At 44.8% G+C, this 22,751-nt stretch carries 19 protein-coding genes and 1 tRNA gene; 16 read left to right on the plus strand and 4 right to left on the minus strand.

The features are described from left to right. The first annotated feature begins 23 nt into the window (after nucleotides 1-23). The 5 genes from ICL07_RS09185 (at nucleotide 24) to ICL07_RS09205 (ending at nucleotide 5,020) form a co-directional block, all read left to right on the plus strand. Entirely contained in the window at nucleotides 24-728 is a 705-nt protein-coding gene (locus tag ICL07_RS09185; protein ID WP_188087612.1) for a response regulator transcription factor, read from the plus strand. After that, entirely contained in the window at nucleotides 725-2,083 is a 1,359-nt protein-coding gene (locus tag ICL07_RS09190) for a sensor histidine kinase (RefSeq protein WP_188087613.1), read from the plus strand. Before ICL07_RS09185 ends, ICL07_RS09190 begins: the two co-directional genes overlap by 4 nt. A gap of 109 nt (nucleotides 2,084-2,192) precedes the next feature. After that, complete coding sequence (locus ICL07_RS09195) at nucleotides 2,193-2,681, plus strand: hypothetical protein (RefSeq protein ID WP_188087614.1); 489 nt, start codon at nucleotides 2,193-2,195, stop codon at nucleotides 2,679-2,681. Nucleotides 2,682-2,700: 19 nt separating this feature from the next. Further along, on the plus strand, nucleotides 2,701-3,618 hold the full coding sequence (locus ICL07_RS09200; RefSeq protein WP_188087615.1) for a bestrophin family protein: 918 nt from the start codon (nucleotides 2,701-2,703) through the stop codon (nucleotides 3,616-3,618). A 172-nt stretch (nucleotides 3,619-3,790) separates the two neighbouring features. Next, the gene (locus ICL07_RS09205) at nucleotides 3,791-5,020 is read left to right on the plus strand and encodes an ROK family transcriptional regulator (protein WP_188087616.1); all 1,230 of its coding nucleotides are present in this window, start codon (nucleotides 3,791-3,793) and stop codon (nucleotides 5,018-5,020) included. A 1-nt stretch (nucleotide 5,021) separates the two neighbouring features. On the opposite strand, the gene ICL07_RS09210 is transcribed toward ICL07_RS09205, so the two are convergent. Further along, complete coding sequence (locus ICL07_RS09210; protein ID WP_188087617.1) at nucleotides 5,022-5,918, minus strand: DUF1266 domain-containing protein; 897 nt, start codon at nucleotides 5,916-5,918, stop codon at nucleotides 5,022-5,024. Between the two features lie 380 nt (nucleotides 5,919-6,298). Between ICL07_RS09210 and ICL07_RS09215 the strand changes: the two genes are divergently transcribed. Continuing rightward, complete coding sequence (locus tag ICL07_RS09215; RefSeq protein WP_188087618.1) at nucleotides 6,299-7,102, plus strand: DNA alkylation repair protein; 804 nt, start codon at nucleotides 6,299-6,301, stop codon at nucleotides 7,100-7,102. Between the two features lie 6 nt (nucleotides 7,103-7,108). Here the strand turns inward: ICL07_RS09215 and ICL07_RS09220 are convergent, their stop codons facing one another. After that, nucleotides 7,109-8,026 carry a glutamate--tRNA ligase family protein gene (locus tag ICL07_RS09220; protein WP_188088859.1) on the minus strand — a complete coding sequence of 306 codons (918 nt, stop codon included), beginning with the start codon at nucleotides 8,024-8,026 and terminating at the stop codon, nucleotides 7,109-7,111. A 109-nt stretch (nucleotides 8,027-8,135) separates the two neighbouring features. Between ICL07_RS09220 and ICL07_RS09225 the strand changes: the two genes are divergently transcribed. After that, nucleotides 8,136-8,209 (plus strand) — tRNA-Asp (locus tag ICL07_RS09225). A gap of 199 nt (nucleotides 8,210-8,408) precedes the next feature. On the opposite strand, the gene ICL07_RS09230 is transcribed toward ICL07_RS09225, so the two are convergent. Beyond that, the gene (locus ICL07_RS09230; RefSeq protein ID WP_188087619.1) at nucleotides 8,409-8,810 is read right to left on the minus strand and encodes a hypothetical protein; all 402 of its coding nucleotides are present in this window, start codon (nucleotides 8,808-8,810) and stop codon (nucleotides 8,409-8,411) included. A gap of 222 nt (nucleotides 8,811-9,032) precedes the next feature. Between ICL07_RS09230 and ICL07_RS09235 the strand changes: the two genes are divergently transcribed. Then, a complete protein-coding gene (locus tag ICL07_RS09235) occupies nucleotides 9,033-10,799 on the plus strand; it encodes an ATP-binding response regulator (RefSeq protein ID WP_188087620.1) in 1,767 nt (588 codons plus the stop codon). 25 nt (nucleotides 10,800-10,824) lie between these two features. Here the strand turns inward: ICL07_RS09235 and ICL07_RS09240 are convergent, their stop codons facing one another. Then, nucleotides 10,825-11,952 carry a terpene synthase family protein gene (locus ICL07_RS09240; RefSeq protein ID WP_188087621.1) on the minus strand — a complete coding sequence of 376 codons (1,128 nt, stop codon included), beginning with the start codon at nucleotides 11,950-11,952 and terminating at the stop codon, nucleotides 10,825-10,827. Between the two features lie 449 nt (nucleotides 11,953-12,401). Here ICL07_RS09240 and ICL07_RS09245 point away from each other — a divergent pair, with 449 nt between their 5' ends. The 8 genes from ICL07_RS09245 (at nucleotide 12,402) to ICL07_RS09280 (ending at nucleotide 22,690) form a co-directional block, all read left to right on the plus strand. Beyond that, complete coding sequence (locus ICL07_RS09245; protein ID WP_188087622.1) at nucleotides 12,402-12,854, plus strand: hypothetical protein; 453 nt, start codon at nucleotides 12,402-12,404, stop codon at nucleotides 12,852-12,854. Between the two features lie 23 nt (nucleotides 12,855-12,877). After that, complete coding sequence (locus ICL07_RS09250; RefSeq protein ID WP_188087623.1) at nucleotides 12,878-13,561, plus strand: hypothetical protein; 684 nt, start codon at nucleotides 12,878-12,880, stop codon at nucleotides 13,559-13,561. A gap of 106 nt (nucleotides 13,562-13,667) precedes the next feature. Next, the gene (locus tag ICL07_RS09255) at nucleotides 13,668-14,336 is read left to right on the plus strand and encodes an RNA polymerase sigma factor (protein WP_188087624.1); all 669 of its coding nucleotides are present in this window, start codon (nucleotides 13,668-13,670) and stop codon (nucleotides 14,334-14,336) included. Between the two features lie 77 nt (nucleotides 14,337-14,413). Further along, a complete protein-coding gene (locus tag ICL07_RS09260; protein WP_188087625.1) occupies nucleotides 14,414-15,646 on the plus strand; it encodes a FecR family protein in 1,233 nt (410 codons plus the stop codon). A 137-nt stretch (nucleotides 15,647-15,783) separates the two neighbouring features. Next, nucleotides 15,784-19,224 carry a SusC/RagA family TonB-linked outer membrane protein gene (locus ICL07_RS09265; RefSeq protein ID WP_188087626.1) on the plus strand — a complete coding sequence of 1,147 codons (3,441 nt, stop codon included), beginning with the start codon at nucleotides 15,784-15,786 and terminating at the stop codon, nucleotides 19,222-19,224. Nucleotides 19,225-19,249: 25 nt separating this feature from the next. After that, nucleotides 19,250-20,827 (plus strand): SusD/RagB family nutrient-binding outer membrane lipoprotein, encoded by a 1,578-nt coding sequence (locus tag ICL07_RS09270; protein ID WP_188087627.1) that lies wholly within the window; start codon nucleotides 19,250-19,252, stop codon nucleotides 20,825-20,827. Nucleotides 20,828-20,855: 28 nt separating this feature from the next. Next, nucleotides 20,856-21,890: a DUF1735 domain-containing protein gene (locus ICL07_RS09275; RefSeq protein WP_188087628.1), complete on the plus strand. Its 1,035-nt coding sequence runs from the start codon at nucleotides 20,856-20,858 to the stop codon at nucleotides 21,888-21,890. A gap of 20 nt (nucleotides 21,891-21,910) precedes the next feature. Beyond that, on the plus strand, nucleotides 21,911-22,690 hold the full coding sequence (locus ICL07_RS09280; RefSeq protein WP_188087629.1) for a zinc metalloprotease: 780 nt from the start codon (nucleotides 21,911-21,913) through the stop codon (nucleotides 22,688-22,690). Nucleotides 22,691-22,751 lie beyond the last annotated feature (61 nt).

A 22,751-nucleotide genomic window follows, 5' to 3' on the forward strand; every position in this document is an offset into this window, starting at 1 on the left:
GACATGTCCTATATTTGTTCTGTATGAAATTATTATTAATAGAGGACGAACCGGCTGTAGTATCTGTGATCACGCGCGGTTTGGCGGAAGCCGGCTATGAGGTAAGCGTAGCGCCTGATGGCGCCAGTGGGCTGCGTATGGCCCTGGACAACCCCTCTTTTTTACTGATCATACTGGATGTGATGCTGCCCAACATGAACGGAATAGAAGTATGCCGTGCATTACGCGCCGCGCAGCTAGCCACGCCTATCCTGATGCTCACGGCGCTGGGCACCACCGAAAACATTGTCATGGGGCTGGACAGCGGCGCAGACGACTACCTGGTAAAACCCTTCAAACTTGCGGAACTGGAAGCCCGTATCCGTAGCCTCCTGCGGCGCAAAAGTAATATAGCCGCTCCCGTTAGCATTCCTGAACAAGGGCTGCTACAGGTGGGTGACCTGGAACTGAACACCAACACCAAAGCCGCCATCAGACAAGGGAACACCATACAGCTCACCGCCACCGAATACCGGCTGCTGGAATACCTGATGAAAAATCCGCGTAAAGTATTATCCCGCATGGAAATACTGGAGCAGGTATGGGGTATCGACTTCAACATGAATACAAAAGTGGTGGATGTCTACATCAACTATCTCCGGAAAAAAATCAATAAAAAAAACCTGCCCGAACTGATACAAACCGTCACAGGACTGGGTTACATGTTGAAAGAACAAAATGGTGAATGAAAATACGCACTAAAATACTGCTCATCTTTTCCGGTCTCACCATCTCGACCATCATGGTGATGAGCATGCTTGTGTATTATTTTTCCAACCAGCATTCTTTTGAAGATTTTTATAAACGGCTTGAAATACGCGCCTATCTTACCGCCCGGGCTTCCCTCCCCTATTACGAAGCCGATTCCGTGATCTATAACGAAATCCGCGACGAACACCTGGAAAAACTGCCGGCAGAAAAGGAATACCTGTTACAGGTGACCGGCGATGGGCAGGTACGGCAGGACAGTACCCTGCAACTACCTATTTACTTCTACCAACAAGTACTAATCAACAGCAAGGCCACTTACCGTGAAGGCAACCGCTTTTACGAGGGGGTGCTATACAAAAGCAAACAAGGCTTATACATTGTTATCGTATCGGCTATTAACCAGTACAGCAGCGAGTATATGAGCTGGCTGCGTAAAATACTGCTGATCTGTTTTGTCGTATCGTCCGCTATCCTTATTGCCGGAGGCATCTTTTTCTCCCGTTATATTTTCCGGCCCATCCGGGATATTATGCACCAGGTGAAAAGTATCAGCTCCCGTAACCTGCACCTGCGGCTGAATGCGAAGGATAGCCGAGATGAAATAAACGAGCTGGCCACTACTTTCAACAATATGCTGGACCGGCTGGAAACCGCTTTCGAAACGCAGAACAACTTCGTTAGTAATGCTTCCCATGAGTTAAGTACCCCGCTGACCGCCATTATCGGCGAGGCAGAACTGGCCCTTAATAAAGAAAGGACGCCTGAAAAATACACCGCCGCCCTGCGCAGCATCCTCAGCGAGGCCGGCCGGCTGGAACATATCACCAAAAGCCTGCTGCACCTGGCACAGACCGGCTTCGACGGTAAAAAGCAGGACTGGGGCCAGGTACGTATGGATGAGCTGTTGTTTACCATCAAAGGCACGGTAGATAAAATACACCCCGACAACAAAGTAACGATTGACTATAGCCTGTTTCCTGAAGAAGAAGAAAAACTGTCCGTCAATGGCAACGAACAGTTGCTGGAACTGGCGTTGAGCAACATCGTAATGAATGCCATCAAATACTCCAACAACCAGCCCGTTTCCATCGCCCTGGCCGCCACCGATCAGAAGGTGCTTATCAACATCAAGGATCAGGGCATTGGTATTCCGCAGGCTGATCTGCCCTATATTTTCTCCCCCTTTTTCCGCGCCTCCAATACCGGGTTCTTTAAAGGTTATGGCATCGGTTTACCCCTGGCGATGAACATTATCCGTATGCACAAAGGCGATATTGTTGTAGAGAGCCAGGTAAACGTTGGAACCGAGATCAGGGTTGAACTTCCACTGTAGCGGCTGCTATTCTTACCGTTTTCTTACCACATTCTTACCATCTTTTAACCGGCTTCTTACCGCTTCCTAACCCCCTGCCGGTAGTTTTGTGATCATAAAAGCAAGAGCTATGAAAAATATACTCATTCCTACCGACTTCTCCATACGTTCATTGGGATATGTGCACAGTGTTGTAGCCCACTACCCCAACGAATCCGTGAATATCATTTTTATGCATGCCCTGCACATGCCCGACTCCTTATTTGACTTCATTACGTATACACGTAACAGCAGGCATATAGAACTGATCACGGCTGATTTTAAAGATGGTTGTGAGATCATCCGCAACAAGTATGCATCTTCTGTAAACAAGCTGAAAGTGGAGTTCTTTCACGGCAATACGCGGGTAGCCTTCCGCAACTTCTGCCTGGCGCAGAATGTGGATGTGATCCTGCAACCGGCAGATAATGATTTTATATGCCCTTCCAAGCGGAGTTACAATCCTGCGAAGCTGATTGCCGCATCCAAATACCCGCTGATTAAAACAACCCTGACCGGTTCCACCCGCAAGGTAATGGCCAAGTCCACTATCTCTGCGTTGTTGCAGGTGACCGAATAAACCTTTAAAACCAGGTGTTATGTTACTAAAGAAAAATATCCCCTTAAAATATGTATTTGGTAAAATCAAATACGAGATACTGCTGGTAACCGTATATACGATGGCTATCAGCACGCTCTACTACCGTTTTGATTTAACCTTTATCAGTATTCCGATATCCGTACCGATGGTGCTGGGCACTGTGTTGTCGCTGTTGCTGGCTTTCCGTTCCAATCAGGCGTATGATCGCTGGTGGGAAGCCCGGACCATCTGGGGCGCTATTGTCAACGATTCCCGTACCCTGACGCGGCAGGTCCTGAGTTTGATGGATGCCAATTATCAATCCGAAGAAATGCAGCATTTCCAGGAACGGTTTGTAAAACGACAGGCAGCCTGGTGTTATAGCCTGGGCCAATCATTAAGAAAAACAGATCCGGTTAAAGGTTTAGACAGGCTGATGTCCAGGAGGGAGTTAAACTATGTGATGAAGTACGATAATGTACCGGCTGCCCTGTTGTTTTTACATGGTAAAGACCTGAAAGAAGCGTTGAACAATGGCTGGATTAACCAGTACCAACAGGTGTGCATGGACGAAACCTTGTCCCGCCTGTGTGATTCCATGGGCAAATGTGAAAGGATCAAGAACACGGTGTTTCCGGCTACTTACAGCCTTTACACCCACTTCACCCTGATCTTTTTTATCCTGCTGCTGCCATTTGCCCTGATAGACGTGATGGGCTTTATGGAGATACCTGTGGTGATTGCGATTGCCTCTTCTTTTATGTTGATAGAAAAGATGGGCATCAACCTGCAGGACCCTTTCGAAAATAAACCTACAGATACGCCGGTAACAACTATAGCGCGTAATATCGAAAAGGACCTGCGACAACTGCTGCAGGAGCAATACGAGCCACAGGAAGAAGTGCTCGAGCCTGTCAGCAGGTATTATGTACTATAGACAATTCCGCTCATGTGTCAGATAACGTCTCAGACAAGGACGTAATTTTATAGCGTTATGAGTTCGTCCCCCGGTATATACCGGGGGATTTTCATGTCTGGCGCCCAGATGGGGTAAGTGGGGGAAATTGATTATCTTGGTATCATCATCAAATCCTTTTATCAACCCATACATGGCAAGAAACAATTCATTTCTCAGTGATCTGTATAACGAGGAGATAACCGGCGTTGCTTATAAAAACCTGCAGCTGAAGAAGAGTATCCTCTCCTCGTTTGCCAATCAGGGCAACACCACGATTGCAGACCTGAGCAAGGTGCTAAATGTGAGTTCGCCTAAGATAGCAGAGCTGATCAACGAGCTGATGGAAGCCGGTCTGGTAAAGGATTACGGCAAAACGGAATCCGCCGTAGGCCGGCGGCCCAACCTGTATGGACTGGAATCCAATTCCCTCTTTTTCCTGGGCGTAGAAGTAAAAAACAATCATATCAACATAGGCCTGCTTAATTTTCAGAAAGAGCTGGTCAAGTTCCAGGAGAAAATACCCTATGAACTAAGTAACACAGCCGCCTCACTGGACGAGCTTTGCCGGCTGATCAACCAGTTTATTAAAGAGCTGAAAGGCGCCGCCAGGAAGATTTCCGGCATTTGTATCAACCTGTCGGGGCGTATCAACTACCGCACCGGCTATAGTTACAGTTATTTTTATTTTAATGAAGAACCGCTCACCCGCATCATCGAAAGTAAGCTGGGTATCAAAACCTATGTGGAAAACGACTCCCGTTCCATGGCTTACGGTGAGTTCTGTAGTGGCGTCGTGAAAAATGAGAAGAATGTTATTTTCATCAACGCTGATTATGGTATAGCCCTGGGCGTTATGATCAACGGGGAGTTGTATTACGGTAAATCCGGCTTTGCGGGGGAGTTTGGGCATATTCCCTTTTTTGAGAACGAAATTTTATGCCATTGCGGAAAGAAAGGTTGTCTGGAAACAGAGACTTCCGGTCAGGCATTGGTGCGGCAATTCAAACAACGCCTGGCTGAAGGCGCTACTTCCGGCCTCACCAAAAAAATAGCCGTTAAGGACATTAGGCTGGAAGATATACTGGACGCCGCCAATCACGACGATACACTGGCGATTGAGCTGATTGCTGCTATCGGAGAGAAGCTGGGCAAAGGAATTGCGATCCTGATCAACCTGTATAATCCGGAGCTGATTATATTGGGAGGAGCCTTGTCCTGTACCGGCGAAACTATTTTCCTGCCATTACGAAGCGCCATCAACAAATATTCGCTGAGTCTTGTCAATAACGATACGCAGTACAAGCTGTCTAAATTAGGCAGCAGGGCCGGCGTTATTGGCGCCTCCCTGCTGGCCCGCAATAAACTATTCGATATGTTATAGGCTATGCCTTCCAGGGTAATGTTACCCATGGGCTATCGGGCGCCTGCAACAGGTGGTTCATATTGTTCTGCAATGTCTGGAAGCTGTCTTCTTCCACGCCGCTCCATACACAACGGGCAAACTGGTACGACAGTGACAGATGTTTCCAGGAGCTATATGTACGCCGGATAATGGGAATACAGCGGGTGATCTCTTCTACCGCCGCCTCATAACTGATGTATCCTGCATCATATCCTGCTCTTGCCAGGTTGATAATACGGGCAAAATCCCATATCAGCATATCCGGCTGCAGTTTGTCGTGGATCAGTTGTTTGCTGCGGAATAGTTCCAGTGCATCGCGGGTATTGCGTAAACGTTCCATTACAACCGCTTCTTCCAGTTCGTTGGCAGCGATGTACTCCCGCAGGAAAGCCTTGCTTTCTTTCATGGATACACTGTTAATAGCCTGGAGGATGATGTCATAATCAATCCGGTGGCCGCTCTCGCGGAGCCATGTAAACATGTCCAGCAATTCTTCCTGGCTGTCAATATCCCACCATTCAGATAGCAACTGACGGCATTCCTGTTTAGAAATACCTGTGGTAATGTCGTTGAGATACTGGCCGTTGAGGAAAGCCAGATCGGCTCCACAGGCGACGGCCCATTGTTGTTCCTGGGTTAGCAGGCTGGTTTTATTCAGTAGTACTGTTCCGGGTTCCCTGCAAAGCGCTTCTTCATCGGCATCATCGCCGGTAAAAAATTGATTAAACTGCTTCATATTCTCCGTAAACATATGCAGCGGGTCTGTTGTATTGACCGACTGTTCCATCTGCTGGCGGTACAGGTTAATCGCTTCGTTGCTCAGGCCCAGATTCTTCAGTTGCTGCCAGTACAGTTCCATATACTGCTGGGAATTCATGGGAAATGGTTTTTGGGTATGGTATGGTATTGTTATGTGTATTCTGCTACAATATAGGCATTCCCGTTATTATAACCAAAAACCATTTTGTGAGGCAACTTGACTTTTATGATTGACTATCAATAAATTAGATAAAACTGCTATTCTTCCGCGGTCTTGTTCCTCACCGCAAACAGGCTCAATCCGGCCGCTTTGCCGGGGCTATCGATGCCAGGTTATCAAGTAGAAAAGTGGCTTTCCAGCAGTCCGTTACTGCTTCTGAAAATACAGGCGTGAGCGTTATAATTTAATGGTTATTCCAATTGTGCAGGAGTATTTGCCAGGTTGCATATGTTTCCTCACCTTTGGGTTTGGTCTGCACATTATTCAATTTTAATATCATGAATAAAACACCCCGTAAAGGCGCGAAATCCATCAAGGATATTACGCCGGCAATATTACAACAACTCAACAGTGGCGCCATTGCCACCGTGAACCTGACCGAATGGCTGGCGGTGGACCAACGCACTTTGTTAACTCATCTGTTGCAACAACTGGACCGGCCACAGTATCTGTCTCCCGTGCTCGCTGCTGTGGACACGCTGAAAAAAGCGACCGTCAATACCATCAACGAAGCCATTGGCACCACCTTGCTGACACTTGCAACAGCACATCAGGACCGGGCCATTCTGCAGCAGCTGGCGCAGCATCCGGCAGATATGGTACGCTGCTGGTCAACCTATACCATCGGACGAAACCCTGCACTATCGCTGGAAGAGAAGCTATACGCCATACAACCGTTTGCAGCCGACGAACACTTCGGCGTCCGGGAAATTTGCTGGATGGCCGTTCGTCCGGACATTGCCACGCATATTGTTGAGAGTATCCATATCCTGTCCACCTGGACAACACATGCCAGTCCCAACGTAAGGCGGTTTGCCAGCGAAGCTACCCGGCCCCGGGGCGTTTGGTGCGAACATATCGAAGCGCTGAAAAAAAACCCGGAGATAGGGTTAACGATATTGGAGCCACTGAAAACCGATGAAGCACGTTATGTACAGGACAGCGTAGGCAACTGGCTCAACGACGCCAGTAAAACACGCCCCGATTTTGTACAGACGGTATGCGATCGCTGGCAAAGGGAAAGTAACAGCAAAGCCACTACGTATATTATCAAAAAAGCAATGCGGACAATAGAAAAATAATGACGGTTATCGGCGCACTGCGCAACGATCCAATAAAAGGCTACCCAGCGTTTCCCAATCGGGTACCTGCTCGTGGATTCCCAGCATATTGGCGATCGCAGAAAAAATCGCTGCTTTGGTATTACCGTTTTTCCGGAGATAATGTACAGAGGTAGCGCCGTCCGATTTGGAAAGTTTTTTCTCCGGCGTTTCCATCAGCAGGGGATGATGATAGAAAGTAGTGTTACCGAAACGGTCCATGCCAGCCTGTTGTGCCAGGTATAGCTGCGCCAGCGTGGAATCCCAAAGATCAGCGCCCCGCACAATCAGGTCTACCCCGAAATAGTCGTCGTCTATCACCGATGCCAGTTGATACGCTGCATGACCATCTTTTTTCCGGACGACAAAGTACTGTTGCTCCGGGGGCAGGGAGACTGGTAACATGCCGGTTTTCGTTTTCATCAACAGCGGTAGTTCCGCGCCGGTATTGATCCGCCAGCAGACCTCTTTTCCTTCCCAGGGTAATGCCCGGTGAAGACAATGACCGTCATACGACCCGTCAAATTGTTGAAGCCGGGACCGGGAACAGTCGCATGCAAACAATTTACCAGCGGCCTTCAGTGCCTCCAACGCCTGCAGGTACAGGGCTTCCCGGCCTACCTGCGACCATTGCCGCTGTAGCTCCTCCGGGTTACGTGGTCCTTCCTCCCAGGGTATGTCCAGGAAATGCAGGGTATCGAAGATATCCTGCACATATTCCGGGCGTACCCGTTGCTGGTCCATGTCGTCTATCCGCAGCAGGATAGCAGCACCGCTGCGGCGCGCCAGGGTGGCCGTCAGTACAAAAGACAACACATTACCCAGGTGGAGAAAGCCACTGGGTGTAGGCGCAATACGGGTTTTACGGTGCGCCGGATAGTCATAACGGTGAAGTATATTTTCTATATCGAAACGGGTTTTTCACAAAAATACCCTGCACGGCGTAAAAAAATGTGGTAATTATTTTGGAAAATAAAAAAAGAATTCTTTACCTTCGCACTCCCTTAGGGGAAGAGGATTGGTAGTTCAGTCGGTTAGAATGCCGCCCTGTCACGGCGGAGGTCGCGGGTTCGAGTCCCGTCCAGTCCGCAAAAAATTAAAAGCCTTCAAATATAGTTTGAAGGCTTTTTTATTTTAATCTGGCTTCAGGGCAAATATGCTCCTACACAATATTAAACAGCGATAGCAATTCAATAAGAATTCCTATCGCTGTTTTGTTTTTTCAGGTTCCATGCAAAGCACTGGTGCCACATAGGAAACTAAGGTTATTCTCTCATTGGGTAGTTAATCATAGGTCCCTGCTTTTAGCAAATAGCCGTAATCTTTCCAGTTCCTGATTCATAAGGGGAGCCATACTTTCCGTCTGGCTTCGTGCTTGTTCTATAAGATATTTAACATGACTCCAGTCATCCGTCTTTGCCTGGTGTCTGATCTCCCGCATCATCCCGGCAATATGGGACAGGCCTACATAATTATAGGTAGAAATGTGCGCGTGGGCCAGCAGATCAATTTGGGCTATGTCTTTGTTCAAAATGGCATCCTCCAGTGCTGTTAGTTTCGAATCTATTGAAGTAACATAATTTTCAAAAATCGCAACAGCATAACACTCGTTCAGCTCATATATAACATATAGTGAAGCATCGAGCCTTTTGTCGAATTCAAATCCGGACCGATAGAGAGCGTCACTCATATTAGGTTGATTTTGCAGGTTGGGGGGCCGTTAACATTAATAATTTACAATTGTAATAAATATCATTATCTTTCATGAAATAACAATAGATTAACAAATCCTACAATACACATATCATTATAAATCAATACATCATAAGAAAGTTGGCTTTCGGGAAATTTCACGCTAGACATCTTCCTCAAAAATAACCTGAAGTTTTGACCCTTAGTAAAATCCTACAACATGCATGTCAGACCTGCACCTCAAGGAAATTTCACTCATTTTAAAAACAGGATCACCAGGCTCATATCTACTATTCGGAATATAGGCACCGGAGGTATCGAAGATCAGGATAAAATAAAGAGAATAAGACTCACGAACGCTATTGGTACATCTATAGCTTTAATGGTATTATTAATTGCTCCAATAGGCATTGTGTTTACCAGGAATGCCATAATAGCCATTGCAGCCGGAATCGATATACTATTTACACTCTCCGTTCTTCCATTAAACCATTATAAAAAACATTTAACAGCCAGTTTGGTCGTTTATTTTTCTCAATGCCTGGCCGTAATAGCATTCGGTATCATTCTGGGAGGATTGATACAGCTGCAATGCGTGATAGTATTTTTAATTTCCATTCTCTATCTGCTATTTAAAGAAAAAAAACTTAGAATAGTTTGTTTGGTTTCGGCCATTCTCACCCTGGTAATTCTGCAAACAATCTACTATTTAAATTCAATTGTGTTGCAGCCACTGGGATTAGATACCGCATATATTATTCAGTCTTTGGCATTGGTTGGTTTATTGGTGCTGATTCTGGTTGTCAGCAGGCCATATGTGCAAAGTCATGACAACAATCCGGAACTGGAACGGGCCAATCAGTTTATAAAATTTTTTACCTATAAAATCACCCATGAGTTAAGAAATGAGTTGAATCAAATCAACCTGGCTTCTCATTTAATAAAAAAAGAAACAGCTACCAACAAAGAATTGGAGAACATAGGTAGTTTAATAGATATACTCAGAAATTCATCCAATGAAGCAAAAAATATTGTGAACAATGTGCTGAGTATGGCTAAAATTGAATCAGGTCAAATGGATTTGGTTGTTTTATCGCATTTTCAGACAGCTTCATTCTTTGAGAAATTTATCGCCGCTTATAAATTATTGGCCAGGGGAAGAGGAATTCAGGTAAAATTATTTATTGATGAAAAAATGCCTGCAGTGATCATTGGCGATACACTCAAAATAGGGGAGATAGTTAACAACCTGATGGGAAATGCCATAAAATATTCCCACAAATACAGCACTGTATATTTAAAAATTACTGCGAGCGAGAAGACATATCAGATTGATGTTATCAGTAAAGGAGAAATTATTCCTAAAGAAAAACTCGACCAGATATTCGATCCATTCATAACATCTAAAAGCAACAGGCAAACAGAAGGGACCGGATTAGGGCTTTCGCTTGTTAAAAATATTGCGGAAACATTGAATGGGAAAGTTACAGTAAACAATCCAATGCCCGAACATACGAAATTCTCTGTCACATTACCGCTTTGGGCAGGTACCCAGGAGGAAATTATAGAGGAAGAGGATGCCATGGATATTTTTGATTTCCCACACAACATCCTGATTGTGGATGATGAGGATATGAATTGTGTTTTATTATCCAGGGTGCTGGAAGATCTTGGCTGCATAGTAAAAACAGCGTCAAATGGGCTGGAGGCGCTGAATGCCATAGAGAAAAAATTACCGGACTTAATTATTCTTGATAGCGCCATGCCTGTATTAAACGGAGAAGAGACTTTGAATAAGTTAAAACAAGATAACAGAACGAAGAATATTCCGGTAGTGATCGCCACAGGAGATGCCTTCGCAGAAAACCAAGCCAAATTAATTGCGGCCGGCGCTTCAGCAATTATGTCAAAACCAATTGTGATTAAGGATCTCGCAAAAGTATTAACACAACATTTAAAACATCACTGTGACGATCAATTAAAATAGATGCTGGTGGAACAGTATTTATCTTCTATACAGCTTGTGCCACTGGTTCAGGCAATACTGTTTCCACGAAAATTGAAGACGGACGCTTATATCGTTTCGTATAAACCTGCCATAGCCAGCTGGCTTGTATACACTTTTCAATACCTTTTATATAGGAAGTCAGGGCGCCATTTTCCAGTTCATCAGTACCGGATAAATCGTGTGACTGCTTTTTAATTTTATCAATTAAATCCAATAATTCAATCAACATTTCCTGAACAATTTTTGCTGATTTAACGATCACTTCCGTCAGGGAACACGTCGGATCATTCAAAGCGACTATCGTCAGGAGATTCGCATCTGTTGAATGATCAACAACCTCCTTTTCAAAAGAGAAAAGGTCATTTGACAGGCATCCAAAAGCAGCAGTTAAAAAGTTTATTCTTTGTAAATAACGGTCAATTCCCAAATCTGAACACCAGTTCATATTCAAAAACTTACCGGCTGCATACTCAATAAGCATTACAATGTGATGCATCCCGGAAGTATGGCAACGCAGGTCAATGTACTCTTCTACCGATGAAATATATCCCTGTGCATCAGCGTTCCCATCTCTATGAGTAACATCAATATGATAACAATAAAGCTGCAGGAACTTTTCAAACCATGGCAAAGGGGAGGTACTTTTCATGAATGTAAGAATTTCAATGTTTGCCTTTTCGACCGATGTTGCATTTTCCGGCAATGAAAGGCGGCTATCGACATTGGCCATTCTTTTCATCAATTCCCTTGCTTCGGTTTGTTTTGCGGCATTTAAGTGACCGAAAAGGTCCCGGCCAATAATGTCATTGAGATAATAATCAATGGCGTTGTTCTCCACCATTGACACCAGCCTGTCAAACCGGGCGTCCGGATACAGAAAAAGTTCGCAGGTGATATAGTGCTTCGCCTGCTCAATCCAGATACCATGTTCTTCGCAGAATTGTTGTGCAATCTTAATGATGGTTTCACTTTGAGGATGAGGGTTCAGTGTTTGACAGTAGTCCTTTAGAGTAAAACTGCCGAAATTCAGAAAATCGGCGATAGAAAACATTGTACCAGCAGCAATAAGCTCATGGTACTGCGCCTGAAGCTGCCTCATTCTCGGGGCAGTCAGAGATAACTGTTTTTTCATAAATGTTATTTATTTAATATGTATAAAAATAGAATTCCGTGCTTTGAATTGGTAATCGGTGGACAGTCAGGCCCAAACCCGGAGCGGTATTTAAGCAATCGATTATTTGTGGCAATTAACGAAGCGTTACGATGGCAAATTGAGGTTCCAATCAGTGTTTTCAATTACTCCCCACTTAGTATCGTTATGAAACATTCTCTATTACAAGATAGCTAAAATGGACAAATTTTCTTTACGGGGAAAGCCGAATTTCTGTTAATTTCCCACTTCGTAAAGTATAAAGTTATGCTTTACGTTTTTTGGGTACTGCCGATCTTTTATAGGTCACATGTCCGGCAGCGATACCCGGTTACTTTCCCCCTGGGAAATCAACCCAATAATATAAACCGGACCCTTTCAATAAAGGGAACATCTTTTAAAAAGCACCATTAAAAGAACTGTGATTTGTTATGAAACTATTATACAAAATAGACCAGCAGCATTATCAGGAAACCAGCAAGAAAGATGTTTCGAATTATTCGGTAGCTGCTTTAGGGGAGAACCTGATTTGGGGCGACGTTTCAATAGAGGGGAACGGGAATACTTCATTGTCCTTCAAGGCAGATTTAATTAAGTTCTCTTATGATTTATATGATGTTTTGAAAAAATTAAAGACAAACAAAACGTCCGTCTACAACTTATATAATATGTATGAGCTTTATGAGCTGGAAGTAAAAACAGAGGCCGGTAATGTATTATTGAAGCTGGATAGAAAAAAGAAGGCTACATTTAATTATAATGATTTTTGCCGGGAAATATATACCCTCAAGCAAAACATGATAAATGATATAAAAACTCTTTTTAAAGATTATCACGATATTAGTAACATCGAAAAGTTATTTTCTCTATTATCAGAGAAATAGCATCAAAAGGAAAAACTTCAAAAATGAAACTCCTGCCCATATTCATCATCATCATTGTTTGTTCGTGTAAGCCCAAAAACGAACGGCCTGCAACAACTCATGCCGACAGTCTTCCTGTAGTAAACACAACAGATACCTCAGCCCCCGCAACATTTGAAGAACACCAGGACTCCCTCAGAAAAGTCATCCTCCAAAAAAAGGAAAATAAAATACTGAAAGAAAGTTTTCTGCAGGAAATGTATATCCGAAACACCGTAACCGTTGCAGGAGACAGTTTGTCGATAGACATCCCCTTTAACCTGCACGGAGCTGACTGTGGTGCACCAGACTGCTACTCCACAGATGTTAGCTTTGGTTTTAAATTGAAAGACTCCCTGGTATTCCCTCAAAAAATCGCCTTCCGTGAACATGAACATGGTTGTATCGGTACAGACAAAAAAATATCCGGCTATTTTCAATTAATGGAACAAACAGACAAATACCTTATCTATTATTCAGCCCAGCATAAAAGGGCACTGGTGTTATTTAGCTCCAACAAGGAAAATGGCACCACCGCCTACTATTTCACAGACGTAGCACGGGATCGCATAAACGGAAAAAACATATCCCTTATTACTAAAAATTATGATGAGGCGGATGAACACGCCGTTTATCCATTTACCAGTGCTGCCTTGTCGACCCCGGAGTATGAAAGCTTTCTTGAATAAAAAGACCTACCGTTTTGTAACCCAATACCACGAAAAATTGACAAGATAAGGTTAATAACTATAGCTATTTTTCATTACTTTAGCCCGAATAAGTAATGAGCTAACAATGGAGGATAAAATACTCTTGCATGCAATAGCAGAGGGGGATGAAACTGCATTTGTAAGACTATTTGAAACGCACCGGGCGAAAGTCTATTTCGTCGCTCAAAAGCTATTGAAATCGGACAACGAGAGCAAAGATGTTTTACAGGAAGTATTTACCACTATCTGGTTAAACCGGGAATCGCTCCGGGAGATCGAAAACTTTACCGCCTATCTCCACACCATGGTGCGGAACAATATTTACAGCAAACTAAGAAGAAAGAAAACCGAGACAAAAGTTATCAGATCCATTCAGGAAAACAGTGCCGACACAGACAGCGGCACCGAAGAGTCTATTAAGCTACGCGACCTGCAGGACACCATATCCCTGGCCGCCCGCTCATTAACCCCTCAGCAGAGACATGTGTTTCATTTAAGCAGAACAGCCGGATTTAGTCATGATGAAATAGCAGCTCAACTAAAGATCTCGAAGGAAACTGTCAAAAAACATATTATGGCGGCCAATAAGATTGTTCAAACCTTCCTGCGGGACCAGAGTTTCCTATTGGTTATTTTCCTATGCGTTTGCGATTATACACAAACCCCGGAGGAACCACTCCCCCCTTCACCCGAAAACCATATTACTCCTAACACATTGGTTTTAAACACACTAAGCAACACCGTTCTTTTCTAAAAAAATATTTTCATTTATGTACCCCTTTGCATAAATGTTATGCGTCTAATATTTTTAGAGGCCTTATATCAGCGTTTATGCAGGACAGATTGGTAGTATTATTCCACAAATATGTAAATGATAGCTGCTCCGCAGAAGAACTGGCGGAGTTATATGAACTGTTTTCCCTTACCGGAAATGAAACCGCTGCCAAAGAGCTGGTAGCCCAAATAGTTGAAGACGTTTACCAGCATCCTGCACAGATAAACACCTTCCTGGATAACACCGCTGCCGAAAAGATAGTAAACGATATCCTTTCCGGTACACCGTACGCTGCCATCAACACCCGGCCCACCCTACTTAACAGTTGGAAAAGATGGGCGGCGGCAGCAACCGTGGCCGCTTTGCTGGGCCTGGCAGGTTATTATGCCTACCATTCAGACAACAGGCCATCACCCAAAGTGCCTGCTTCCGGTTTGCATATAGCCGGTGGCAGTAACAAAGCTACCCTAACGCTCCATAACGGACAAACCATTGCCCTGGACAGCGCTCAAAACGGACTGCTGGCAATACAGGGAACAGGGCGCGTCATAAAAACCCAAACGGGTGAGATCATCTATAGCGCCGCCGATAAAAGTGATGAAATACTGTACAATAACATCTCCACGCCCCGTGGCGGCCAGTATTTCCTGCAACTGTCCGATGGCAGCAAAGTATGGCTAAACGCCGCTTCCTCCATCCGGTTCCCGGTAGTTTTTCCTAACGGGGAACGGAAGGTATACGTCACGGGAGAAGCCTATTTTGAAATACAACACCAGGATCAACCTATACCATTTATTGTGGAAGCAGACAATAAATCAGCGGATAATAACGGCTGCCGGGTGGAAGTTTTAGGAACCAGATTCAATATTAACGCTTATTCAAATGAGCCGTTTATGAGTACCACGTTATTGGAAGGGAAAGTAAAGGTACATGCTAACAGCACACGGCAATCCCGGGTATTGTTACCCAACCAACAGCTCAATATAACCCGGAAAGGTGAAATGAACCTCACCAGGCCGGCAAATATAGATGCCGTGATAGCATGGAAAAACGGGTATACACAATTCGCATCGGTATCCCTTTCCGCTGTGATGCGCCAGATAGAAAGATGGTACGATGTAAATGTTCAGTTTGAAGATCATGCCGCAGATATAACATTCACCGGCAAATTAAAACGCAATGAAAATCTGTCTGAATTCCTGAAAATACTAGACCTGAATAATATCAAATATGAAATAAACAATTCCACCATTATCATTAAAAAAGATCAATCAAACAGGGATCACTGAATTCACAAAAGCGCTTTTGAAATTTAAGAGGTACCAAAGTCTATTGCTCATTACTCAACCAAAAAAACATGATTTTTCCACAACCTGTATTCGGGAGAATACAACTATTGGCACGCCCTTACCTAACGTTATGCAAGATGAAAACGATCTTTTTGCTGCTGTTGGCAATCAGCATACAACTAAGCGCTACCTCTTATTCACAGAACATTACGCTGAAAGGGGAAAATATGCGTATCCCACAGATATTCGCAGCGATAGAAAAGCAGACGGAGTATGTTTTTTTCTACAAAGATGATGTATTAAAACAAACAACACCCGTTACAGTAAATCTGAATAATGTTTCCGTATCCGATGCGCTGGCCGTTTGCCTGAAAGGGCAACCACTCAGTTACTCGATTGTAGGACATAACATTATTGTTTTAAAATCAGATGCACCCAATCGGAATAACGCCTCGCCTTCCTCCATTCAACAGTCGCCCCTGCTGATTAAAGGGGTGGTGACGGACGAAAAGGGAATTCCTTTAACCGGTGTAACTATCCGGCTTAAAGGCACGCCCCTTGGTACCAGTACCGATGCCAACGGCCGTTTTCAACTTTCCGTTCCCGCCAACAGTTCCAAAATACTGGTGTTTACCTACGTTGGAACAGAAATGATAGAAATCCCGGTAACTAACGAGGAACCACTCAACGTACGCCTGAAACAAAAGGCGACGTTTCAGCAGGAAGTAGTCGTTACCGCCTATGGTATTAAACGTCAGCCTAAAGAACTGGGATATGCCGCTACAACAATCACCGGCAAAGAACTCAACCAGGCCGAAAACATCAACGCTACTTCCGGATTAATCGGTAAAGTATCCGGGCTTTCTATTCAAACACAGGACAACAACCTCGACCCCTCCTATAAAATTAACCTACGGGGCAACAGGTCCATCACGGGAAACAACACCGCCATTATAGTGCTGGATGGCGCTATTGTACCACCTGGCATCCTGAACAACATCAATCCCAATGATATTGAAAGTGTAAACGTCCTCAAAGGCAGCGCAGCAGCTTCCCTGTATGGTTCCAATGGCAGCAACGGCGCCCTGGTGATCACGACAAAGAAACCGGCGCCGGGTAAGACGGACATCAACTTCAAAACCAGCATACAATGGGAAAGTATTTCCAAACTGCCTAACCTGCAATATTCCTACGGTGGCTGGGGCGGCGAATCCCAGTACGTAGATCCCGTAACCGGACAAACGATGAATGTTCCTTTTGAAAATCAGCAATTCGGCCCTAAATACGATGGGAGTATCGTGGAAGTAGGCACGCCTAAACGAATATTCTATAACGACGGTACCTATAAAGACACGGTGATAAAGACGGCTTACTCCCCTAAAAAAGGGTCCCGCACCGATTTTTTTCAAACAGGCATCACCAAACAATATGACCTGTCGCTGGGTACCGCCACACAAAACACCGCTACTTATGTAGCTTTCCAGCGGACAGACCGCTCAGATATCATCCCGGAAAACAAGCTGACGAAAAACTTCTTTAAACTGAACGGAAGCACCAAATACAGCATTTTGAGCTTCGATTATGCCCTGGGTTATACCAACACCAATACAGACCAGATTTGGAACAGGGGAATGCTGTACAATCAGATCCTGAATTCTCCGGCATATATTGATTTAAACTGGTTTAAAGACGGTTTCTTTTCTTCCCCGGACAATTACTACAACGCCTGGAACGACAATCCCTGGTGGAACCTGCGCAATTTCCGCAACAAAAGCATCGACAATAAGTTTATAGGAAATGCGGCCGCTAAACTCGCTATAACAGACAACATAGAAGCCAGCTACCGGTTTGGTTATACCTACAGTTCCCTCAATTATAAAAACACCGGCAACGGCTGGCAATACTCCGATTATGAACAAAGTAATCCCTATAACATTCCCGGTGGCACCCAGGCATCGAACAGAAAGGTATTATTGCCCACTACCAGCGGCGGATCTATCTTTGAATCACATATCACCGGCGACTTACTACTGTCTTACAAAAAACAGTTGACCAAAAATATCAGCTCCAAACTCCTATTGGGCCACTCTGTAGTACAGGATAAATACAATACGGAAAGCTTTGGCGCCACCTCACTCGCGTTTAATGACTTTTATAACGTATCCAGTTATATCGGTCAGCAAACAGCCGGTGAAACCAAAGCAGCCCTTCATCAGCAGGCAGCATTTGCCGATGTGTCCTTCGGTATTAACCAATACCTGTTTTTACACGGCAGTTATCGTTTTGACTGGACCTCCATATTAACCGCCACCAATCGCAGGTTCTCCTATGGATCGGCAGATGCGGCATTCATCCTCTCGGATGCGTTGCCTCAGTTATTCGACAATCATGTGGTGAATTTTGGTAAGGTAAGAGTGGCTTACAGCCAGACCGGTCAGGTAAACCTCAGTACTATCAGTACTTATGGTGCTTATTTGACGATGCCCTCTTTCAACGTTGCCAACAATTATCCCTATAACAACAAAGTGGGCTATAGCAAAAATTTGCTGGCGCCTAATCCTGACCTGAAAGACGAAAGAACTACCGAAATAGAAGCCGGTATTGAACTTAGCTTCCTGAAAAACAGGATCAATTTCACAGGCACCATCTTTAAGCAAAGCACAAGAAACCAAACAATCCCTACGCAGGTATCTACCGCAACAGGTTTTTCTGCTATGCTTGTGAATGGTGGAGAGACCAGCAATTTTGGGATAGAATCAGATGTTAGAATTACACTCCTTGATAAACGGGCCGCCGGTTTCAGGTGGGATGTAGGCGCCAACTTTACCTACATTGAAAACAAAGTGGTGTCATTGCCTAACAACGGCGCCGATTTGTCCATGACAAACGATGCTTATGCCATCGTAGGTCACGCTTTCCCGGCCTTAAAAGTAACCGATTTATCCAGGGACCCTGCTACCGGAAAAGTGATTGTAGACGAAAATGGCTACCCCACCCGCGCTGCGGCTTATAAGTTTATGGGCTCTATTTTTCAGCCCAACCGCCTGGGATTAACGACCTCCGTTTCCTACAAAGACTTCGGTCTCACCATTGTGGCCGACTACAGAGGCGGTGGCGTATTGTTTAACCAGATTGGCCAAACACTGGACTGGACAGGTGCTTCCGAGCACTCTACCTACGGTAACCGCCAGCGGTTTGTATTCCCTAACTCCGTTTACGATGATGGAAGCGGGCATTATGTAGATAACCAATCCAGGCAAATTGCCAACGTATACCAGTTCTGGCAGTCATATAGCACCATAGGAACGCCTTACGTTACCAGCAACGCCTTCTGGAAACTCAGGGAAGTGGTACTCACCTATACCTTACCAGCTACCCTCTTCAGCAGATTTAAAACGATCAAAGGCGCTACCGTAGCGGTTACCGGCAGAAACCTGTTGATGTGGAGACCATCAGAAAATATCTGGACTGATCCGGAATTCAACCTGGGCGGCGCCTACAATGCAGATGGTACCACCAATACTTCTCAAACACCGCCAACAAGGTTCATCGGTGGCAGCATCAGCGTCAGGTTTTAATTTTTTCAACAGGAAATTCTTACAAATGAAAGTACTCACACAATATATCCTTGTTTTACTGCTGATAACGGGTGTATCAGCCTGCTCAAAATCATATTTTGACATCAATGACAATAATCCCAATAGTCCCAATAATGTAGCGATCGACCTGGTATTGTCACCACAGTTAAGAGACATCGCCTACCAGCAGAATATGGGCTCTAACGACATCACATTCTGGATGGGATATCTGACAAACGGTGGTGGTTCTTTCGTGAATTCATATGTATTCAACTACACCTTCGATAACAAATGGTTCCAGAATGTATGGAGCAGCTACTATAGCTATCTTGGTAATCTGCAATACATTGACCAGCATGCAAACGGCAATAACTTTTACAGGGGTATTGTCAAAACCATGAATGTTATTTGTTATCACAGCCTGGTAGACCTGTTTGGTAACATCCCTTACTCACAGGCGTTACAGATAGATAAATATCCAACCCCTGTATATGACGATGCCGCCGCTATTTACAATGACCTGTACCAGCAACTGGATAGCGCCAGAGACCTGATTAAAAACTGGACCGGTAATATCCCTAAAGGCGATATCATGTATAACGGCAATAAAACCAACTGGGTTAAATTTATCAATACACTTCAGCTAAGGCTCCTGCTCAGGGTAAGCCAGCTGAGCAACAAACCGCCGTATTACGCCACAGCATTACAAAACCTGTTGAGTAGCGCTGCTACCGATGGTTACATCTCCGGTGTACAAACAGAAGGCAATGTGAACCCAGGCTTTTTTAACCAAAGCGGAAAAGGGAATCCGTTGGTAGAAAGATTCTGGAATATCAGTCAAAATCAGCGGACGGCCAACTACAACAGCTTCCGGGCAAATGCAGCGGCGGTTAATTTTTACTGGGATGGATTTAATGGTTATGGCGACTGGCGGTTATACAGAATGTATGCCCCTTACGACAATAATCCCAACCACTTCAAAGGCGCCTATTTCGGTATGCCTACCGCTAATAACGATACCCTGTCAGGTTTAGCATGGGGCGACAACGTAAACGGCAGTTTCTCAGGTACCAATGGCTTTGGCATTATTAAGAATGTAAATCAACCTATTCCGCTGATCACCGCTTTTGAGAGTTATTTCCTGCAAGCAGAAGCAGCCTACAGAAACATAATTCCGGGCGATTATAAAGCACTCTACAAAGACGGGGTGCGTGCCAACTTCACTTATTTATACAAAGGCTCACTGCCAGATCCCGCCGGCAACCAGTTTTATCAGCCCAACGATGCTATTGCGGATGCCGACGGTTATATGGCACAAACGACAGGCAAGGTGAATAACTTTAACATAGACCTGACCACCGACCCGTTACAAACGATCCTTTCTCAAAAATGGATCGCTATGAATGGCGTCAATTCATTTGAACCTTACGCCGATTTCCGTCGCACCGGATGGCCTACCTACATCTATGGCTCCAAATATCCGGGTGCACCGGCACTACCCAAAAGAGTATTTTATCCCAGCCTGGAATATGCTACCAATACCGCGAATGTAAAGGCCCAGGGAGAAGATGTACTGACTAAAAAAATATTCTGGGGCAGATAATTTTTGAATGGTTCTTAAATATTGAAAGATGAAAAAGTACTTTATATATATCAGTCTCCTGACAATCACCTTGCAGTCCTGTCTGAAAGACAAATTCGGCACATCGATGTCAGACATACCAGGCACCAACATCGTGGAATTAGCGCCTATGGATGATGGCGCCACTTCTTCCACAGATAGCCGCGTAAAAACACTCAAGCGGCTACCCTCCACACTCAAAGCTGTAGATACGATTACCATCCCGGTTTATCTTGCCGGTTCCACCGGTACCCTCAACCAGGACGTGACAGTAACACTGGCCCGGGACATCTCTGCTATTACCAAATACAACCTCGCTCAGGGTACAGATTGGACGTTCTTCCCGGAGAATACCGTCATCAGTGAAAATTTAAAAGTGACCATCCCGGCAGGTAAAAATGTCGGTTACTTTACACTGATAGTCAACACCAAAGAGGTAAAATCGGACGACAAGTATATGGCCGCCTACCGTATTGCAGAAGTGCCCAAACCACTGTCTATCAGTACCGACAGGTTTTATGTGTATTACAAACTGATCGTTAAAAACAAATACGACGGCTTTTATTCCCTACGCGGCGGTGGTATGACCGACTATCAGTTCAGGGAGAACACCGTCATCAGCAGCACCACGGTAGACCTGGTAACGATTGATGACTCTACCTGCCTGATGAGAGATGCCTACATGTTTAAAAACGGTTACACCGATCCCAATAACAAACCGTTAAATGCGCATTTGTACTGGAGCTCAGCCACCAACACCTGGAGTAACTGGTACGACTACTTTTGCCCGGTGTTGCATTTTGACCCCAGTGGAAATGGTAAGATCATCAGGGTCACCAATTACTTTGGTCAACCGGAAGCAGTACTGGGGCGTTCGGCAGCGTTAAGTCCTAATCCCACAGAAGCCGCCGCTTCCGCCTGGGACCCGGCCACCAGAAATGTGAAGGTATATTACCTCATGTACGACGGCACTTTTAAAGGAGGATGGCAAGGCTGTAAAACATGGTTCTACGATAACCTCACCTTCCTCAATGACAGACCCTAATCTATAAACACGTTTTTTCTATGCAACCAAAATATATCATCGCCGCAGCACTATTGCTCTGCTTTAGCTGCAGCAAACCCAGTAAACAGGAAGAGCTGTCCTTCGAAAACAACCTGATCAACATTAAGCCGGCAGACAATATCTGGTTTAATAAAAAAGTAGATTTCGCCAGCAGCAGGAACATCACCGTTTTTGTTGACAACCGGCTGTCCGGCGCCGATGGAAATGCAGTAGCTCAGGCTATTAACGCTGCTATCCCGGTAGCCCGGAAGTACCTGAGCCAGATATCTCCCAATATTAAGATCACCAGTATCACTTATGGCGACGTAATTCCGGCACCGGGCACCGCCTACGATGTGGTAATCAGAGCGGATAATAGCGGCACAAGATCGGCGCCTGCATTCGCACATATTCCCGATGGCAGCGGAAAAACAGGAGATTTGATTTCGATCAACCTCGATCTTAATCAAACAGATTTACGCTGGGCACATGTGTATTATACCAGGTTGATCATTCACGAGTTTTTACATACCCTGGGCTTTGGACATACCGGAGCAGTATCCGGTGGCGACTACGATACCAACGCTGCGGAAGTAGCCATTCCCAACACGCACCAAACAGAACAGGATCCCTTGCTGGCTATCATGTCCAGCTATGGCGCCATGTCTTCCCTGACAGGGTATGTTGGCGCCCCGGCCGATTTTGATGCAGGCACCAATCCGTATTATGTTTTTACGAAGGGGGACCTTGCACAGTTAAACTGGTACTATACTGTGAATCCACCGTATAATGTTTATTAAATAAAAAAGAACGGCTGTATCATCAAATAATACAGCCGTTCTTTCGGTTAATATTCTTTAT

It is taken from the genome of Chitinophaga qingshengii, assembly GCF_014529935.1.
Taxonomy (GTDB): Bacteria; Bacteroidota; Bacteroidia; order Chitinophagales; family Chitinophagaceae; genus Chitinophaga; species Chitinophaga qingshengii.

Bases quoted from the DNA above. Each gene is read 5' to 3' on its own strand.
- ICL07_RS09245 (WP_188087622.1), top strand. From the start codon at position 12,402: ATGAAACTATTATACAAAATAGACCAGCAGCATTATCAGGAAACCAGC.
- ICL07_RS09265 (WP_188087626.1), top strand. From the start codon at position 15,784: ATGAAAACGATCTTTTTGCTGCTGTTGGCAATCAGCATACAACTAAGC.
- ICL07_RS09250 (WP_188087623.1), top strand. From the start codon at position 12,878: ATGAAACTCCTGCCCATATTCATCATCATCATTGTTTGTTCGTGTAAG.
- ICL07_RS09210 (WP_188087617.1), bottom strand. From the start codon at position 5,918: ATGAATTCCCAGCAGTATATGGAACTGTACTGGCAGCAACTGAAGAAT.
- ICL07_RS09255 (WP_188087624.1), top strand. From the start codon at position 13,668: ATGGAGGATAAAATACTCTTGCATGCAATAGCAGAGGGGGATGAAACT.
- ICL07_RS09190 (WP_188087613.1), top strand. From the start codon at position 725: ATGAAAATACGCACTAAAATACTGCTCATCTTTTCCGGTCTCACCATC.
- ICL07_RS09280 (WP_188087629.1), top strand. From the start codon at position 21,911: ATGCAACCAAAATATATCATCGCCGCAGCACTATTGCTCTGCTTTAGC.
- ICL07_RS09200 (WP_188087615.1), top strand. From the start codon at position 2,701: ATGTTACTAAAGAAAAATATCCCCTTAAAATATGTATTTGGTAAAATC.
- ICL07_RS09235 (WP_188087620.1), top strand. From the start codon at position 9,033: ATGCATGTCAGACCTGCACCTCAAGGAAATTTCACTCATTTTAAAAAC.
- ICL07_RS09215 (WP_188087618.1), top strand. From the start codon at position 6,299: ATGAATAAAACACCCCGTAAAGGCGCGAAATCCATCAAGGATATTACG.
- ICL07_RS09260 (WP_188087625.1), top strand. From the start codon at position 14,414: ATGCAGGACAGATTGGTAGTATTATTCCACAAATATGTAAATGATAGC.
- ICL07_RS09240 (WP_188087621.1), bottom strand. From the start codon at position 11,952: ATGAAAAAACAGTTATCTCTGACTGCCCCGAGAATGAGGCAGCTTCAG.
- ICL07_RS09230 (WP_188087619.1), bottom strand. From the start codon at position 8,810: ATGAGTGACGCTCTCTATCGGTCCGGATTTGAATTCGACAAAAGGCTC.
- ICL07_RS09275 (WP_188087628.1), top strand. From the start codon at position 20,856: ATGAAAAAGTACTTTATATATATCAGTCTCCTGACAATCACCTTGCAG.
- ICL07_RS09270 (WP_188087627.1), top strand. From the start codon at position 19,250: ATGAAAGTACTCACACAATATATCCTTGTTTTACTGCTGATAACGGGT.
- ICL07_RS09205 (WP_188087616.1), top strand. From the start codon at position 3,791: ATGGCAAGAAACAATTCATTTCTCAGTGATCTGTATAACGAGGAGATA.
- ICL07_RS09195 (WP_188087614.1), top strand. From the start codon at position 2,193: ATGAAAAATATACTCATTCCTACCGACTTCTCCATACGTTCATTGGGA.
- ICL07_RS09185 (WP_188087612.1), top strand. From the start codon at position 24: ATGAAATTATTATTAATAGAGGACGAACCGGCTGTAGTATCTGTGATC.